We start from the raw sequence: 16608 nt of genomic DNA, 5'->3' as shown, positions 1-16608 counted from the left end.
AGATGCGGTACCAGATGTCATCTGATGCAGGGCAAAGGCGGTTGTTTACTAATGGTTCGGTTATTGTTTGTATGTGGTTTTCACCTGTATCGTTCAGACTTAGCTGCGACGTCGTAGCCACAACCATATTCCGCTGAGCATAAACAGCAGTGGCATTATTCCGGTAAGACTGATAAAAATTCTGCCCGCAATTCCAAATGCTTCTCCTGTATGTAAGGGGAAAAACCAGTTCAATACTAAGTTCCCGCCTTGTAGTCGTTCCGGATCTGTGATCTGTAATATGCTGGCGTCACGCATGTCGATAGCGATGCGGGTAGACCCTGCTCCTTTTCTGACCTCGTTGGGTTGACGCATCCGCACTTCCAGCACGTTTGCGGATTTTGCCGGAAAAGTCAGACGGGTCATTTTCGCTTCGGGGAATTGTTGTTGTGCGACCGATAAAATTTGGCGAAGTGGTAGTGCTGGATTTTCTGCAGATGTCCGCTCAGTTTTTTTGACTTGCGTCGAGATGGGCATGATCTGCGCGATCAGCGGCGTTATCCATTGGGGAAAGTTAAAGTAGATTCCCGTTATTGCAAGAGTAAGAAACACAGGTGCAAAGTAAAACCCTGCCGCCCGGTGCAGCCGGAAATTCAGTGCGCGCCAACTGACGAATTTACCTGTGGTTAATGCTTGTCGCAGCGCTTGCCAGCGTGCTTTGGGCCACCAGAGCAGAATGCCCGATAAACTCAGCGTAACGATGATGATGGCTGCGATCGATAAAATGAATTTCCCGGTTTCCCCTGCCAGCAAATAATGATGCAAATGAAAAATTGTTGGCATGATTTGTTCACGGCTGAAGCCGCTCTTACCCCAATATCGCTCACCCAGAATGACCCCGGTATCAGGATTCAGCATGAGTTGACGAGATACTCCTTTTTCTTTGTCAGCGCTTAATTTATACCAGACGACCATCGCATGCTGGTTATCTTCCGGCAATTCGATACGGCTCGGTGCGGATGCTTGTGTTTCCGAAAGTTTTGCCAGCAAACGTTGCAGGTCGTCAGGACGTTGCGCGAGCGGTGCTTTCTGAGTGTTTGCCGATACAGTCAGTAAGCCGGGGTTGAGCCACTGATCAATTTCATGCCGCCAGCTGAGTACGCTGCCGGTTAGTCCCAACAGCACAAAGAAGAGGCTAGCCGTCAGTGCAAAGCATAAGTGCAGACGTCGGAAAATTTTTTTATACGACATGGCTATGTAATAAATAAAAAAGCACCGCAAGGTTGCGGTGCGTTTGATTGGAGGAGATTATTTCTACGTGTCTGCGTGTTAAAAGCGGTAGCGTGTCGTCATATACAGACCCCGGCTTTCACCCGGCATATTGTAGTCATTCGCGCCGCTGTGAGCGGCGACAAAATAACGACGATTGAACAGATTACGCAGGCTGACATTGAATTCCAGTTTTCCGGCCTGATAACCGGTTGCCAGGTTAATAACGGTGTAGCCAGGTAAGGTAACGAGATTATCCGGCGACGCATAACGTGCCGATTCTGCACGTCCGCCACCGGCAACATACCATGCCGGATTGATTGTATATTTCAGCCACAGGTTCGCGCTATGTTTCGGCGTAAGTGCTGAGGTGTTGCCTTTGAACGGTGTGCCGGCACTGGTGAGTTCTGTGGATTCGAGAATCTCACCGCGCATGTAGGCGTAACCGGCGAGGACGTCCCAGCCCTTGGCGATCTCGCCTGTGTACTGCAGTTCTACACCTTTCGTGCCTTGTTTTCCGACAGGCAGAGAAGCATTTTTATTCAGCGGATCCTGTACCTGTACGTTATTCTGGCGCATGTCGAATACGGCGAGTGTCAGACTTGCTTTGGCATCGATGTCGAGCTTTAAGCCTATCTCGTTATTCGTCGTTTTCGTCGGCTCTAGCTTATCGGTGTTGGTACGTATCGTAAAGGTGTCGGCCAGTGGCTGGAATGAGGTGCTATTGCTGGCGTAAAAGCTTAACGCATCGCTGGCGTGATAGACAAAGCCAAGTCGGGGCGCGAAATTATTATCCTGGCGAGATTGATCCAGATTCTTTGAAGTGCGGTCATCGCGATTCTGGCGCAAACTGTCGTAGCGCAGACCCGCCAGAATTTTCCATTGCGGTGTCAGGCTGATCAAATCCTGCACATACGCCGCAGCAAACTCATAGCGGTTCAATGTATTGGTTCCCGGAACAAGTGTCGTCGGCATTGCCGCTAAATTGACTCTGACCGGCTGGAATAAATTGTAGGTCGCGACGTTATTCCGGCTCCAGAGAATTTCTTCTTTGTCTTGTGTCCCTAATTCCACGCCGTACATCAACTGATGGCGCGTGTCACCCCATTGCGCTTTTTGGGATAACTCGGTTTGCCAGTAAGTGCCGTTCTCATTACGTAATCGCTTGGATTGACCGATAGATACCGTCGGTGTTGCGCCGTCTTTGATGTCACCGATACCGGTGTAATTTCTGTCAAGTTTGAAATCATAAGAGCGGATCGCGCTGTGTAGCGAGAGGCTCTCATTAATTGTATGGTCGAGGGTAATTGTGCCGCTGACGACATCTGACTGCACATAGCCAACATCACTCGCATTTGCTGCACCATAAAAGGTATTGACAGGGACATCCACGGGACGGCCACGGTAGGCTGGTAAGCCCTGATCTGCGATGCGTTTGTCTTTCAGATAGTCGGCTTGAGCCGTGATGCGTGTTGCAGGACTTAGCTGCCAGGTTACAGAAGGTGCAACAGCCTGACGCTTGAGTGAAAACTGATCGCGGAAATTACTGCTGTCTTCCAGCGCACCGTTAATACGGAAGTTCAGTTGTTCACTCGCGCCGCCCACATCGAAGCTAGTGCGCTTCTGACCTTGTGAACTCAGACTCAGTGCAACCTCGGATTCCGGATGCGCTTGCGGCTTTTTGGTGATGCGATTGATCAGTCCGCCGGCAGAACCGCGCCCATACAACACCGATGCCGGGCCTTTCAGAACTTCAATGCGTTCAATATTCGATAAATCTCGGAAGTACATCGCGTCATCGCGGATGCCGTCGATGTACTGGTCGTAAATCGCGGTAAAGCCGCGAATGGCAACCTGATCGCGCTGGCCATCACCAACGCTGAAGCTGAGCCCGACCACATTTTGCAAGGCGTCCTGAACCGAGCTGGCATTTTGTTCGCGCATGACGATGTCTGGCACGACGTTAACAATTTGTGGAATATTGCGCAGTGCAATTTTTTGCTTGGTCGCACTGCTGGCTTCAGTAACATCGTATTGATCCGTTTTTTCGGCTTTAACTTTTACCTGAATTTCCGGCAGTTGATTGTCTGCTTGCACATAGCTTGAAAATAGCCCGCCAGCCAGAATGCCGGCAATCGTTTTTAATTGAAAGTTCTTCATATCGGAATTGAGAGAGATCGTCGTTACACAGTTGCTGCTTCTTACATTGCGTTGGCGAATAAACGCGATGTAGCCAGGAATCGACCTGATTGGGTATTCAGCAAGAGCAAGTGCTGATTATATTAACGCAAATGAGAATGATTCGCAATAATGATTGTGTGCGTGTTGTTTTATTGATTCAGGCGTGGAATTGTTGGTGGCAGGAAATTCTTAGGTAGGATGGGAGTGGCTTTTATAGCGTTTGTCAGTGTGCGCATCTCATTTTTTTATACACTTTTTTGCGCACTTCTTCTCTGACTTTTTATCTCATTTTTTTCTTGTATTCAAGCTACTGAACATTCTTGGATATATGTCTGGCGTGAGGGGGCTTTAGTTAATGACTTCATCATTGCTTCAGCTGTTCTTTGATATTCGGCGCCAGTGATAGGATGATCAGCGCGATGGACAGTGGCACGGTAGAGATAAAACCGACATGTTTAAAACCGGTTGCGCCAAGAATGCCGCCGATAAAAAATGCGATGACCAAGCGCAAGTGCAGGCGCAGTTTTTGCAGATTCGCATTGATTTCCTGCTCGGGATGCAGCTCGTCTTTATTTTTATTCCAGTAAATCAGTTTCCCCATTTCTATACCGATGTCGGTCACCAGACCAGTCACATGCGTGGTGCGGATTTCAGCCCGTGAAATTTTGGTAATCAAGGCGTTTTGCAGCCCCATCAGGTAACACAGCAGCACCGTGGTGAAGGATACAGTCACGACCGCGTGTTCCTGTAATTCTGTGCCGACCAGACCGAACACCAGCAACAATACCGATTCCAGCAGCAGCACCGGTGTGTACATATAGCGCATGTGATTACGTTTTGCATAGTTCACCATCAGCGAGGTGCAGGCAGCGCCCCAGCCAAATGCAATCAGCATAAAGATAGATGCAAACGCCGGAATAAATTTTCCCAATACCAGATCGTCGGCGGCGCTCGAAATCATGCCTGACATGTGCGACGTGTATTGGCCGACGGCCAGAAAGCCCCCAGCATTCACCGCACCGGCAATGCAGGCGAGGGTAATGCCCAGATGCATATTCGAGCGCGGCGTTCTTTTGGGAGATGTCAGTTTGGCGAGGTAATTAATCGGAATGGAGATGGGCATCGCAGACGGCCTTAAGTGATGAAAACCTGGTCTTAGTGTAACCGACACAGGGGCGTGCTGTGAATGTTCTGGCACGGTGTGTGCATTGCTAATAGAAAAAGATGATGCTTAGCTTGTGCTTAATTGCAATACCACTTAAATACCTATTGACGACCACTATGAAAATAATTACATTCGTACCTGGTTTTTCAGTGGAGCAATCTCAGCCTGGAATTTCTGCGTACGCGCAAGACGGATCGGCTGACGAAGCCCGTTTCTCAGCGTGCCGCAAAAAAAGGATGAACAAACTCTTGATGACACAAGCGAAGACAAAAGCGCAGACAAAACCGTGGCGTGAGACAGCGCCGGCAATCGCTTACCTGATCGGCGTCGATGGTGGCGGTACTGGTACGCGGGTCGTGCTGGCAGACCCAGATGGAACGCCACTGGCACGCGGCATAGCAGGCCCTTCAGCGCTTGCGCATGGTCGTCAACAGGCATGGGATGCGATTCTGCTGGCCATCGCCGACGCATTTGCGCAGGCAAATCTGGCGCTTCCGGCCTTGTCTGTGATCGCTATCGCGTGCGGCCTTTCCGGCGTGAATAATCTGCAATGGGCCGTCGAGCTGAAGACGCTTAATCCCGGCTTTGCGCTGTTGCTGACAGAAACCGATGCCGGTACAACCTTGATTGGTGCGCATCAGGGCGCGCCGGGCGCGGTGATTGCACTCGGTACCGGTAGTGTCGGTGAAGTCTTGCAAAGCGATGGACAACGGCGTGAAGTCGGCGGCTGGGGTTTTCCTGTCAGCGATGAAGCCAGCGGGGCGTGGCTGGGAATGCGAGCCGTTAATTATCTGCAACGCGTGCTGGACGGTCGTGCCGTCACCAGCAGCTTTGCCGATGCCATCTATGCCCACTGCGGCGGCGACAAAGACGCGGTATTCAGATGGCTGGCACAAGCGAACCAGACCCGTTATGCCGAAGTGGCACCGCTGGTCTTTCAACACGCGGCAGAATCAGCGTTTGCGCGTGATATGTTGCTTGATGCAGGTCGCGAAGTAGAGGCGATTGCGGATGCGCTTGATCCAGCACATGCATTACCACTGGCGTTGTGCGGTGGGCTGGCCGCTGCGCTGATGCCGTTTCTGCCAGATACCTTGCGGCAAAGGGTACGCGCGCCTTTGGGCGATTCCGCCAGCGGTGCGCTGATTTTGCTGCAACAACATTTACGTTCAACCTGAATCCATACTGAAAAGATCGAGGCGACATGCTGTCTTCCCTGCGCGATTTCAAACCTGATAGCGACAATGCCACGCCCTTGTATCTGCAACTGGCGAACAAGCTGGCACAAGGCATACAAAGCGGACGCTGGCAGCCGGATGAGGCCTTGCCATCCGAGCGCCTGCTGGCAGAGACACTGGAAATTTCGCGTGTCACCGCACGCAAGGCGTTGGCGATGTTATGCGAGCGCGGCTTGCTGAGCCGCAGACATGGTTCCGGCACGTATATCACACCGAAACTGGAACAGCCTTTATCACGGCTCACCAGCTTCAGCGAAGAATTACGCCAGCGTGGCTTTGTGCCCGGCTCGCGCTGGATACAACGTGACAGCGGCATCGCTTCACCGGAAGAAATTTTATCGCTGGGTTTATCGCCGAATACCGCGGTCTCGCGCCTGAAGCGCTTGCGTACTGCAGACAATGTGGTCATGGCGATAGAAACCACCACCATCCCGGCGGCGTATATGCCGCAGCCGCAACTGGTGACGGATAGTCTGTACGGCTATCTCGATGCCCATCATTGCGCACCGACACGCGCCTTGCAGCATATCCGCGCCATCAATGCGACCGCGGAACAGGCACACCTCGCGGATATCAAGCCCGGCGCTGCGATGCTGTTCATTACCCGTATCGGTTATCTGCCAGATGGAAGCGCAATCGAGCTCACGCATTCGTATTGCCGCAGTGACTATTACGATTTTGTCGCGGAGTTATTCAGATGAGCGATCAGCAATTACACGGACAGATACTGACGCCGGATGGCTGGGTACACGGCACGATAGCTTTCAGCGAAAAAATTCAGCGTATCCAGAGCGCACCGCTGCCGCGCGATACCGTCCATTACATCCTGCCCGGATTCATTGATCTGCACGTGCATGGTGCCGGTGGCAAAGACACGATGGAAGCGGGGAATGCGGTCGAAACCATCGCCCGCCTGCATGCGCAACACGGCACTACCAGTTTGCTGGCAACCACCATGACTGCACCGCTGAGCGATATTGAAGCGGCACTCAGCGCGATACAACCGCTGCTACAGCAGCGCCCCGCAGGCACCGCGCGTGTGCTGGGTGTGCATCTGGAAGGGCCGTATATCAATCCGGGCAAGCTTGGTGCCCAGCCAGCCTTTGCGGGCATAGGCTCGCTCGCGCAGGTGCAGGCGCTCGATGCGATTGCTGCCATTAAATTGATTACGCTGGCACCTGAAATGGAAGGCCATCTGGCGCTGGTGCGCGAACTGACGGCGCTGGGCATACGGGTGCAACTTGGTCACAGCACCGGCAGTTATGAAGAAGGTGTCGCCGCGCTGGAGAACGGTGCCAGCGGCTTCACGCATTTGTACAACGCCATGTCACGACTCGATCACCGCGCGCCCGGCATGGTCGGCGCAGCGTTGGCGCATGCGCAGTTTTCTGAAATTATTCCCGACCTGTTACATGTGCATCCGGGCGCGATTAAAGCCGCATTAAGAGCGATACCGTATTTGTATTGCGTGACTGATTCAACCGCTGCCACCGGCATGCCTGATGGCGAATATATGCTGGGGCGGCAGCGTGTGCATAAATGTCTGGGCGGCGTGCGTCTGGCCGATGGTTCGCTGGCGGGCAGTGCGCTGACGATGGATCAGGCGCTGCGCAATCTGGTCAGCATAGGCCTGACGCTGGATGATGCTGCGCGCCGGGTTTCCACCTATGCCGCTGATTATCTCGGGCTGCCTGAACGTGGCCGCTTAGCGCCGGGCGCATTTGCCGATATCGTCGTACTTGATCAGGACTTGCAACTGCTGGCCGTTTATACCGAAGGAGAAAAGATTGAATTCGCAAATGCTTAAAGAAGCCTGTGCTTCCGCAGAACAGGTCGCCATACAACTGACGCACGATGACGATCGTTATGCGCAGCTGGGGGCGCATTTGCGGGCGCAGCCTCCATCGTCGGTGCTGACGATTGCGCGCGGCAGTTCTGATCATGCGAGCAATTACGCGGCGTATCTGATCATGGCACGTCTGGGTCGTATCGTCGCATCGTTGCCGCTGTCACTGGTGACCTTGAATCATGCGCCTTTGCAGGTCAACGATGCGCTGGCGATTGCGATTTCACAATCGGGACAAAGCCCGGACGTGGTTGAACCCATGCGCTATTTCCGTGATGCCGGTGCGACCACGGTGGCGCTGGTGAATGATGTCAGCTCGCCGTTAGCGGCGGCAGCAGAATGGACGATGCCTTTGCATGCAGGGCCGGAACGCAGTGTCGCCGCCACCAAAAGTTTCATCACCTCGCTGGTGGCGGCCGCTCGTCTGGTCGCGCATTGGCAAAACGATGCGGTATTGCTGAACGCGATAGAACAATTACCCGCCGCGCTTGATGCTGCCAGCAAAACAGACTGGTCGGCAGCGCTGGAGGTGCTGGTACCCACGCAGCGCATGATGGTGGTCGGACGCGGCATCAGTTTTTCGGTGGCGCTCGAAGCGGCGTTGAAATTCAAGGAAACTTCGGCCATACAGGCAGAAGCGTTCAGTGGCGCAGAAATCAAACATGGCCCGATGGCCTTGATTGAAGAAGGCTATCCGTTGTTGATATTGGCGACCCGCGGCCCGGCACAGGAAAGCCTGATCCTGCTCGCAGAAGACATGCGTGGCCGCGGTGCCGATGTGTTGCTGGCCGCGCCAGATAATGTAGGCGAACGCAATCTGACTCTGCCCGTGGCAGCGACGCCGGATCTTGATCCCATCGTCGCGATTCAGGCGTTTTATGTGATGGCAGCGCAACTGGCGGTCGCACGCGGGCTGGACCCCGATCAGCCGCGCCATTTGAGTAAAGTGACCAGAACCAGTTAACTCACCGAAATCATCGGATTAGAGCCATATATATACTCCCCCCAGTATGTTTTAAGCCCCTTATTCTATGCTGACAATAGGGGTGTTTTGTATAAAAACAGGGGGAGTATCCATCTTCAGACGCATGTGCCGGGTCGGAATAAGACCGGCAATAGCAGCAACATCAGCAACATCAGTGACACCAGCCACCAGATACCTATGACAAATACCAATCCTGCCCTGCCTGTTGATCAGCAACCTCCTCATACCGCGCCGCTGAGTCTGGACCAAGCAATGCGTCTGGCCGGGCAACTGGTGATGGTGCGCATCAGCGTCACCAATATGGATGAGAATCTGGCGCAATTTTTGCGCGAGCATCATATCCGTGCGGTTTGCCTGTTCCGCAATAATATGACGGACGAAGCGCAACTCAAAAAGCTGACATCCGATCTGCGCGCCGTGATGGGGCCGGAAGCGCTGATCGCGCTCGATCAGGAAGGCGGCGCAGTCGTGCGGCCAACCTGGGTGCCACAGCCACCATCAGCCATGGCGCTGGGTGCCAGTGACGATGCTGATCTGTGCTATCAGGTTGGTGCGGCGGTTGCCCGTGGCATTAAGGCGCTGGGCTTCAACTGGAATTTTGCACCGGTGCTGGACTTGAATAATAACGTCGATAATCCGGTGATTGCCGAGCGCTCATTCGGCGCCGATCCGCAGCGTGCCAGCACGCTGGCGCTGGCGTGGATGGATGGCAGCCTGTCCGAAGGCGTGGCGTGTTGTGTCAAACATTTTCCCGGGCATGGCGACACCAATGTTGATTCCCACCGTGCGCTGCCGACTGTCAATAAATCGCTGGCCGAATTGCAGGCAATGGAGTTCGCGCCATTCCAGATCGCTGTCAGCCGCAATGCACCGGCGATGATGACGGCGCATATCGTTTATCCGGCGCTGGATGCCGACAATCCGGCGACCATGTCGCCGACGATACTGACGGATTTATTGCGCGAGCAGTGGCAGTATCGCGGCGTCGTGATTACCGATGGCATGGATATGCAGGCGATTGCCGGGCGCTACGGCGTCGGCAATGCGGCGGTGAAAGCATTGCTGGCCGGTGCCGATATGGTGATGGCGATCGGCAGCCGCGAGGCGCAAACCGAAACGCTGGCAGCACTGACTGAAGTCATTCTGTCGGGGCAGATTTCTTACCAGGCCGTACAGCAGAAACTGCAGCGCATAAGTGAACTGACAGCGGCTTATCCGTGTATCGACACGGACTGTCAGACAGAGGCTGCCGACCGCTTGCTGATGGCACATGCGTGGCAGCGTGGCCTGACCAGTGTTGGTGATCCGCAGCCGCCGGCAAAAGGCAGCCGGGTGCGTCTGGTGATTCGTGCCGATGCGGTCAGCGATGGCGTTTCTGAATCGGGTATCCGTGCCGACAAAGTGGCGACTATGCTGGCCGGTTTATATGATGTCGAGACCGTCACTTTCAGCGACGCAGCGCAATTTGACTGGCACAGTCTGCCGCAGGACGATCGCTTCGTCATCCTCGCCTCTACCGTACGCATACGCTATGGCGAGTCAGCGCGCAAGTCATGGCAGCCGGATCTGCATCTGGTGTTGTGGAATCCATTTCATATGCTCGATATTCAGGCGCCGGCGCTGATCACTTACGGTTTCGCATCACCTGCAATCGAAGCTGCGCGCGCGTGGCTGGCTGGTGACGTCAGTGCGCAAGGACGCATTCCTGTGGATATTGCTGGCAAGCGACACTGTACATAGACTTAGTTTGGATCGGAGTAAGCATTGTGGAATATCAATGCAAAAAGCCGGTATTCCGCAAATCATTTGGTCTGAATATTCGACCTAAAATTCACCGTATGCTGACGCTAAACTTACGGATAACAGGTGGTTTGTTGCATCAGGAACACCGCATGTGAACGAATGTCATTTTTCCCCTGCGCTGATCGGCAAAAGCGAACTGCTATCGGATAATATGCAGCAATACCTGCAAATAAATGTGCTGTTCGCTTCCTGACGAATTGACCTCTGACTCAGATCAGAGGGGGCTGGCATAGCGGGCAGACAAAGGAGACAAGGTCTTAATGATGTCGATGGAATTCCACACGCCGCTGATGCCGGTATCTAAATGCACGCCAGTCAGTCATGCTGTTTTTTTCGCGTTGTCGTTTTGCTTGCAGGCGGATGCGCCTGACACCCGTGTGGAGCAGGCGAGGTAATGTTGAAGCTGTCTTTGCGCTGGAAGCTGATTCTCGTCAGCGTGCTCGTCGAAGTTGTGATGCTGTCTATCCTTGTCGGAAACAGCTTGCGATTCAATGAAAGAAATTTATCGCAACTGACAGACATGCGGGCGCGGGAAATGTCGCATTTACTCAGCACTGCAATCGCACCATCGCTGGCGCAAAAAGATTATGGCGCCATCCGAGATATCTTCCGTACACATGAACATGGCGTCGATTATTTTCTGTTGTTTGGTCAGGAACATCAGCTGATACTGCATTCTGGCTGGACTAAATCCTTGCCCGCCACCAGCGATGCATTGCAATTGCCCGTTGCCAGCGACCGGCAGGATGTGCGCGTTCCCATCGTGTCTGGCGGCATCAATCATGGTGAACTGGTATTTGGATTATCAACCCGGTTTGTCCAGGACGCACAAAAAAAATTATTTGAAGAATCCGTTCTGATCTCTTTTTTCGAAGTCATACTCTCGACGATTTTCCTGTTTTTACTGGGGCTGTGGCTGACCCGTCATTTACGACAACTGGAAGCCGCTGCCAATGCTATTTCGGCCGGAGAGTTTGATACAAAAGTTCAGTACACGGGTCAGGATGAAATCGGTGTCGTCGGTCACGCACTGAACGTGATGAGTGATCAGTTGGCCAATGAAATTGCTGCACTCCGGCATAGCGAGCAGCAGCAGCGCGAAACGGCAAATCGTCTGCTGGCGGTGTTCGAAGCCGTGCCTGACTATATGACGTTGAGTCAGTTTGATACTGGCCGCATACTCTATGCGAATGCCGGATTTGAAAGACTCACAGGTCATAGCAAGCAAGATGCAATAGGAAAAACGTCACTGGAATTAGGTATCTGGTCAGATCCGGAACAGCGAAAAATCTGGACCAGTATGATCGCTGTGCAAGGTACGGTGAGTGATTTTCAGGGGAAAATGCAGACCAAGGACGGCCAATTCAAATCTGGATTGCTGTCTGCTGCTATCGTTGAGGTTGACGGTGCCAGACACATCGTTGCGATCTGTAAGGATATTACCGATCGTCTGGAGGCTGAAACTAAGGTGGAAGCCGCGCGACGTGATCTGCAGTCCGTACTCGATGCTGCCTCAGAAATTTCAATTATCGCGACGAATAAAGAAGGGCTGGTCACGATCTTTAATCGTGGTGCGGAAAAAATGCTGGGCTACCGTGCTTACGAAAGTGTCGGCCAGTTACATGCGGCAGATTTTCATGATGCCGATGAATTGGAACAGCGCGGCCGTGAATTATCACAAAAATTCGGGCGTGAGATTTCCGGTATCGATATTTTTTCAACCATTGCCACTATGTATGGCATGGAGACACGCAACTGGATTTACATTACCAAGTACGGTAAAAAAATTCATGTATCTCTGAGCGTGACGGCGCTGGCCAATGCCGATCAGGAAATTACCGGTTATCTTGGTATTGCCCGCGACATCACGCCGCAGATTGAAGCGCGCGCAGCCTTGAATCAGTTGAACAGTGAGCTCGAATCAAGGGTACAACAACGAACTGCAGAGCTGGAATTGGCGAATCATGAACTTGCTTCGACGATGGGACATTTGCAAATGGCGCAAACCGAGTTATTGCGCTCGGAAAAATTGCGCGCGCTTGGCGATGTCGTCGCTGTTGTCGCGCACGAACTCAATACACCTATCGGTAATTGCCTGACGGTTGCCAGCACGCTGATGGAAAAGTCCCGCGAGATTAGCAGCGCTTTTGATGACGGCAGCTTAAAGCGTTCTATACTCGCAGCGTATTTGCAGGACACTGAGCAAGGCATGGGGATACTGTTACGCGGACTTAACCGTTCGAGCGAATTGGTCATCAATTTCAAGCAAGTGGCTGCGGATCAGGTATCTGATCAACGCCGTCCTTTTGATTTACGGGCAGTGGTTCACGATGTCACCAGTTTATTGCAACCAATGCTGCGTAAAACACCGTTTGTACTCCATGTCGACATTCCGGAAAAACTGAAGATGGACAGTTTTCCCGGTGCGCTCGAACAGATTGTCACGAATCTGATTAATAACGCAGTCACACACGCTTTTGAGGGGCGATCATCTGGCACGATGACTATTCATGCCGAACTGATCGGGCCGGATAAGGTAAAAATTATTTTTGCTGACGATGGCATAGGCATAGAAGCCGCGCATATGTCGCGTGTTTTCGATCCTTTTTATACGACAAAAATGGGGCGTGGCGGAACGGGCCTTGGCTTAAATATCGTTCACAATATCGTCATAAAAATGTTGGGTGGAAAGCTGGAAGTCGAGAGCATCGTTGGCACGGGCACACGTTTCATCATTTATCTGCCACTCACCGCACCCCATACGGATACGGTACCGGGTGATACGAACAATGCTTTGTTTACGGCGCGATAATACAAATAGCCAGCGTCATCTGCACATGTAGCAAATGGCGCACATGCAGAAAAGCCAGCATGTTCTGTCGAATCAGTAGTTCACTTTTTTTGACGTAGTCCCTCCATGTGTGTTTCACTGAGCGGCGTTCTGTTTTCAGCGCACGCACAACGTGACACTGATCAGAAATTAGCTCGCGTTATTCATCTGAAGTCCATCGAAGGAGAAATAATTTTGCGTACACTGATCCCCTTATGTATCGTCGGTTTGCTTTATTGTTCTTTGAATGGCGCTCTGGCTGGCACGATATACAAATCGGTGACACCTGACGGGCGCGTTGTCTTTAGTGACCAGCAGCCGAGAGAAGGGCGGCTGGAGAAAGTGATGCAATTTAAGGATCAGCCTGCCAGTGATATTCCTGCATCGACTCTATCTGAGATTGAACGCCTGAAAAAAGCAGGAGCAAATCCTGCGACAGATTCTGCTATCGCGAGTAAAGACTTGATTCTGTACTCGGCCTCCTGGTGTGGATATTGTAAAAAAGCGAAATCCTATCTGGCAGGAAAAGGCATTAGCTATCGGGAGGTGGATATCGACACCAACTATGGCAAGGTCGCATTTGCAGAGGTTCGTGGTGGTCGGGGCGTGCCGCTCATGTTGTCCGGCACTAAGCGTATGCAGGGCTTTTCGAAGGAAGGCTACGACGCATTCTTCGCAAACCGGGATTAGTCAGACGGCAGTGCAGACGCTCGTTGTGCTGTTTTTTTCACGACAATGAACAGAATGTCGCACCTGAGAAACGTTGTCTGTAAGCCATTCTGATTTTCCTGTCGGGTCAACGCAAGGCACGTTACTATGCTCTCTCTGTGCCATCGCTCAGCAGGTCAGGCTTGAGCTGATTGCGCAGCTTTTTAAGCGGCCTCTCATTACTATTTTTATTTTCGACAGATTATTCATGAATATCCATCTTTCTCTTATGCCCGTACTGGCACTGGTTGCCGGTCTTTGTATTCTGGTTAAACCGAAATTAGTCAGCTTTATTGTCGCCTTGTACCTGATTATTGTCGGCTTGGTCGGCATACTGGGTCTGGGGCGCTTTCATCTGTTCTGAAGAACATCATTCACACGAATACTAAATAAAAAATCCCCGTTTGCCGCGAAGCAAACGGGGATACTGAATAGTCAGTCTTAGTTAAAGCTGGCTGAGCTGGTATTACTGTTTGTCAGTGTCTGGGTTTTGAAGTTGACAGTGAAGTGATCACTTGGCTTACCTGATCCCAGGCCTTTGAGAATACTGAATACCTGCTTGAATTGATTTTGGAACGGCACGTTGACAGCATTCTGGTCTGATGGCTTACCACTTAACATGGTGATTGCCGTCGGATTGGCAGGGAAGGCATTCATCAAGACCTTGTACTGTTTGACCCGGTCTGTTCCCATATCACGCAAGGCCAGCTCACCGGCGTACACGGTACGGTGGAAGTCGCCATAAAATTCATACGCCGTGATTTTGGCAAAATCATCCAGTTTATAACCGGCCGCGGTTGCCAATGCGGCCGCTTTGGTCGTCGCCACCGCCCAGTCAGCAGTCAACTGGCTGGCGGATACCGGCGTGCCGCTGACACTGCCTTTCGCCATACAATTTGCTGTCAATGGCAGAACTCCCGGCACGTCTTTCAATTGGGCGAAAGTAACCTGAGTCTGCAACTGCGAAAGAATCAACATCTGTTTTCCATCAAGCGTCGTCGCTGCTTCTTTCATTTCGCACGGCCAGTAATCATCCATGAAGCGCAGACGTGACAGCTCACCAAAATAGTAGCGCGTAAATTCGCCATAGGATTTGGTGTTGAGAATATCCTTGCTCCAGCGTTTGCTGATATCAGAAGCAAGGTTGCTGTTTTGCAGATAATCGTATTCGGTCTGGTAATACTTGAAGAGCTCGTTGTAGCGCGCCACATTGTTCAGGGACACTGTTTCAATATCCACTGTGTCCTGATCTTTGTATTTGACGACCTTGTACGACGCACCAAATACCGCTAAGGATGGCGACTGCACGTTGACGAAATAATTGCCGGCCGCATCTTTGTAATCATTGGTTCCGTTGAAATGCATATGACCACCCATGTGCAACTGCATACCGGTGGCTGCCAGCGCCGTTGTTGTGGCTGCATCTGGCACGCGTGTGACCTGGAAGGCGCCGGATTTGAAGACGGCTTTCATGGCGTCGGTTTGGTTTGCGTAGAAATCCATGGTTGGATAATGCGAGAACGCAATCAGGCGTTTTCCTTGCGATTTAGCGCGGGCAGTCACGGTTTTGATCCACGCCAGCAAATGCTTTTTATGCGTCAGCACTTTGTTCCAGCCGGCATTGCCTGCGCCGTCAAAGCCTTTGAATGCTTTTGCGTTGACCGGGTCAAACGCGCTGTTAGGGATATGCACATTCGCGTCTATCGACAATAACCAGACACCTTTAACCGGCTCTACCAGATAACTGGAATCAATAATGCTGGTGCATCGGGTAAAGGCTTTACCGAGATTTTTTTCACCTTCTGCTTTATAACTGCCGCCTTCGCCTTCAGCGCAAATTTCAAACTGGCGGTTTTTGACGTCAGCACTGGTGAGCGCTGCATCATAACTGTAGGCTGTGCTGCCATAGTTGGAAAACGGGGTTTCCCAATATACGTCAGCCTTGTTCGGCATATAGCCAAATTCACCGAGTTGCGCGATCAATTTTTCGTAGCCCAGTTCCATTAACTGATTGGTACAGGCAACGCTGGCATCCTGAGATTTACAGCCGGAATAATTGACGGCATATACTTTTTGTTCTTTACCTTCCGCCGTCAGAAAATCGCTTTTGCCAGCTTCGTCATTATCAAACGGCTCGTTAGGATCGTGATTGCCGGGTGCGATGAAGAAGCGCATGCCTTTTGCCTGGTATTCCTTCAGTATCGCGGCGATACCATCAATGTTGACTGGTTGCGCATCATCGGAATAGTCGCCGGATAAAGCGACAAGTCGGATGCCGCGCGCATACGCGTCATCCAGCGCACCACGGAAGGCGAAATAGTTTTCATTGAAAAGACGGGTCGAAGTCAATTGCGCATACATGGTACGGATAGTCGCAAACTTGCCGTCAGCGGTAGGGATGCCGGAAAACTTGGGATTTTTAAGATCGCCGTAGACATTTTCAAAATGCACGTCCGACATTACGGCCACGGCCGGTGTGTCCGCTTCAGCAGGTGCCGGTACTGCGGCATCCTTGCTGTCACCGCAAGCGATCAGTGCCAACGGCAAACAGAATGAAAGCAAATGCTTTGCAGCTTTGCCTTCATTTAAAAAATGAAGAGCCAT

General features: G+C 52.1%; 12 protein-coding genes. 8 read left to right on the top strand and 4 right to left on the bottom strand.

The annotated features are described in order from the left end of the window. Positions 1-99: 99 nt before the first annotated feature. The 3 genes from H8K29_RS05610 to H8K29_RS05600 all read right to left on the bottom strand — a co-directional run bounded on the left by H8K29_RS05610 (position 100) and on the right by H8K29_RS05600 (position 4540). Positions 100-1230 carry a PepSY domain-containing protein gene (locus tag H8K29_RS05610; RefSeq protein ID WP_186896770.1) on the bottom strand — a complete coding sequence of 377 codons (1131 nt, stop codon included), beginning with the start codon at positions 1228-1230 and terminating at the stop codon, positions 100-102. A 78-nt stretch (positions 1231-1308) separates the two neighbouring features. Beyond that, positions 1309-3408 (bottom strand): TonB-dependent siderophore receptor, encoded by a 2100-nt coding sequence (locus tag H8K29_RS05605; protein WP_186896769.1) that lies wholly within the window; start codon positions 3406-3408, stop codon positions 1309-1311. A 385-nt stretch (positions 3409-3793) separates the two neighbouring features. Further along, a complete protein-coding gene (locus tag H8K29_RS05600; protein WP_186897144.1) occupies positions 3794-4540 on the bottom strand; it encodes a YoaK family protein in 747 nt (248 codons plus the stop codon). A 290-nt stretch (positions 4541-4830) separates the two neighbouring features. Here H8K29_RS05600 and H8K29_RS05595 point away from each other — a divergent pair, with 290 nt between their 5' ends. The 8 genes from H8K29_RS05595 to H8K29_RS05560 all read left to right on the top strand — a co-directional run bounded on the left by H8K29_RS05595 (position 4831) and on the right by H8K29_RS05560 (position 14368). Continuing rightward, positions 4831-5772 carry a BadF/BadG/BcrA/BcrD ATPase family protein gene (locus H8K29_RS05595; protein WP_370527141.1) on the top strand — a complete coding sequence of 314 codons (942 nt, stop codon included), beginning with the start codon at positions 4831-4833 and terminating at the stop codon, positions 5770-5772. A 26-nt stretch (positions 5773-5798) separates the two neighbouring features. Beyond that, complete coding sequence (locus H8K29_RS05590) at positions 5799-6533, top strand: GntR family transcriptional regulator (protein ID WP_186896768.1); 735 nt, start codon at positions 5799-5801, stop codon at positions 6531-6533. Beyond that, positions 6530-7639, top strand: coding sequence for an N-acetylglucosamine-6-phosphate deacetylase (gene nagA, locus H8K29_RS05585; protein ID WP_186896767.1), 1110 nt, complete (start codon positions 6530-6532; stop codon positions 7637-7639). The genes H8K29_RS05590 and nagA overlap by 4 nt, the downstream gene beginning before the upstream one ends. Then, positions 7632-8642 carry an SIS domain-containing protein gene (locus H8K29_RS05580; RefSeq protein ID WP_186897142.1) on the top strand — a complete coding sequence of 337 codons (1011 nt, stop codon included), beginning with the start codon at positions 7632-7634 and terminating at the stop codon, positions 8640-8642. The genes nagA and H8K29_RS05580 overlap by 8 nt, the downstream gene beginning before the upstream one ends. A 198-nt stretch (positions 8643-8840) precedes the next feature. Continuing rightward, positions 8841-10403, top strand: a complete 1563-nt coding sequence (gene nagZ / locus H8K29_RS05575) for a beta-N-acetylhexosaminidase (protein ID WP_370527140.1) — start codon at positions 8841-8843, stop codon at positions 10401-10403. Positions 10404-10860: 457 nt separating this feature from the next. Then, positions 10861-13278 (top strand): PAS domain S-box protein, encoded by a 2418-nt coding sequence (locus tag H8K29_RS05570; protein ID WP_186896766.1) that lies wholly within the window; start codon positions 10861-10863, stop codon positions 13276-13278. A 213-nt stretch (positions 13279-13491) separates the two neighbouring features. Beyond that, positions 13492-13986 carry a glutaredoxin family protein gene (locus H8K29_RS05565; protein WP_186896765.1) on the top strand — a complete coding sequence of 165 codons (495 nt, stop codon included), beginning with the start codon at positions 13492-13494 and terminating at the stop codon, positions 13984-13986. 226 nt (positions 13987-14212) lie between these two features. Continuing rightward, positions 14213-14368 carry a DUF3096 domain-containing protein gene (locus H8K29_RS05560; RefSeq protein WP_186896764.1) on the top strand — a complete coding sequence of 52 codons (156 nt, stop codon included), beginning with the start codon at positions 14213-14215 and terminating at the stop codon, positions 14366-14368. A 77-nt stretch (positions 14369-14445) separates the two neighbouring features. On the opposite strand, the gene H8K29_RS05555 is transcribed toward H8K29_RS05560, so the two are convergent. After that, positions 14446-16608: a metallophosphoesterase gene (locus tag H8K29_RS05555; RefSeq protein ID WP_255423269.1), complete on the bottom strand. Its 2163-nt coding sequence runs from the start codon at positions 16606-16608 to the stop codon at positions 14446-14448.

The organism is Undibacterium sp. CY21W (assembly GCF_014284265.1).
Classification (GTDB): domain Bacteria; phylum Pseudomonadota; class Gammaproteobacteria; order Burkholderiales; family Burkholderiaceae_D; genus Undibacterium; species Undibacterium aquatile.
Note: the sequence above shows the minus strand (reverse complement) of the source record. Positions and strands in the feature narration are given on the sequence as shown.

Excerpts from the sequence above, each read along its gene's own strand:
- H8K29_RS05610 (WP_186896770.1), bottom strand. The coding sequence starts at position 1,230 with ATGTCGTATAAAAAAATTTTCCGACGTCTGCACTTATGCTTTGCACTG.
- H8K29_RS05605 (WP_186896769.1), bottom strand. The coding sequence starts at position 3,408 with ATGAAGAACTTTCAATTAAAAACGATTGCCGGCATTCTGGCTGGCGGG.
- H8K29_RS05595 (WP_370527141.1), top strand. The coding sequence starts at position 4,831 with ATGAACAAACTCTTGATGACACAAGCGAAGACAAAAGCGCAGACAAAA.
- H8K29_RS05590 (WP_186896768.1), top strand. The coding sequence starts at position 5,799 with ATGCTGTCTTCCCTGCGCGATTTCAAACCTGATAGCGACAATGCCACG.
- nagA (WP_186896767.1), top strand. The coding sequence starts at position 6,530 with ATGAGCGATCAGCAATTACACGGACAGATACTGACGCCGGATGGCTGG.
- H8K29_RS05580 (WP_186897142.1), top strand. The coding sequence starts at position 7,632 with ATGCTTAAAGAAGCCTGTGCTTCCGCAGAACAGGTCGCCATACAACTG.
- nagZ (WP_370527140.1), top strand. The coding sequence starts at position 8,841 with ATGACAAATACCAATCCTGCCCTGCCTGTTGATCAGCAACCTCCTCAT.
- H8K29_RS05570 (WP_186896766.1), top strand. The coding sequence starts at position 10,861 with ATGTTGAAGCTGTCTTTGCGCTGGAAGCTGATTCTCGTCAGCGTGCTC.
- H8K29_RS05560 (WP_186896764.1), top strand. The coding sequence starts at position 14,213 with ATGAATATCCATCTTTCTCTTATGCCCGTACTGGCACTGGTTGCCGGT.
- H8K29_RS05555 (WP_255423269.1), bottom strand. The coding sequence starts at position 16,608 with ATGGCTCTTCATTTTTTAAATGAAGGCAAAGCTGCAAAGCATTTGCTT.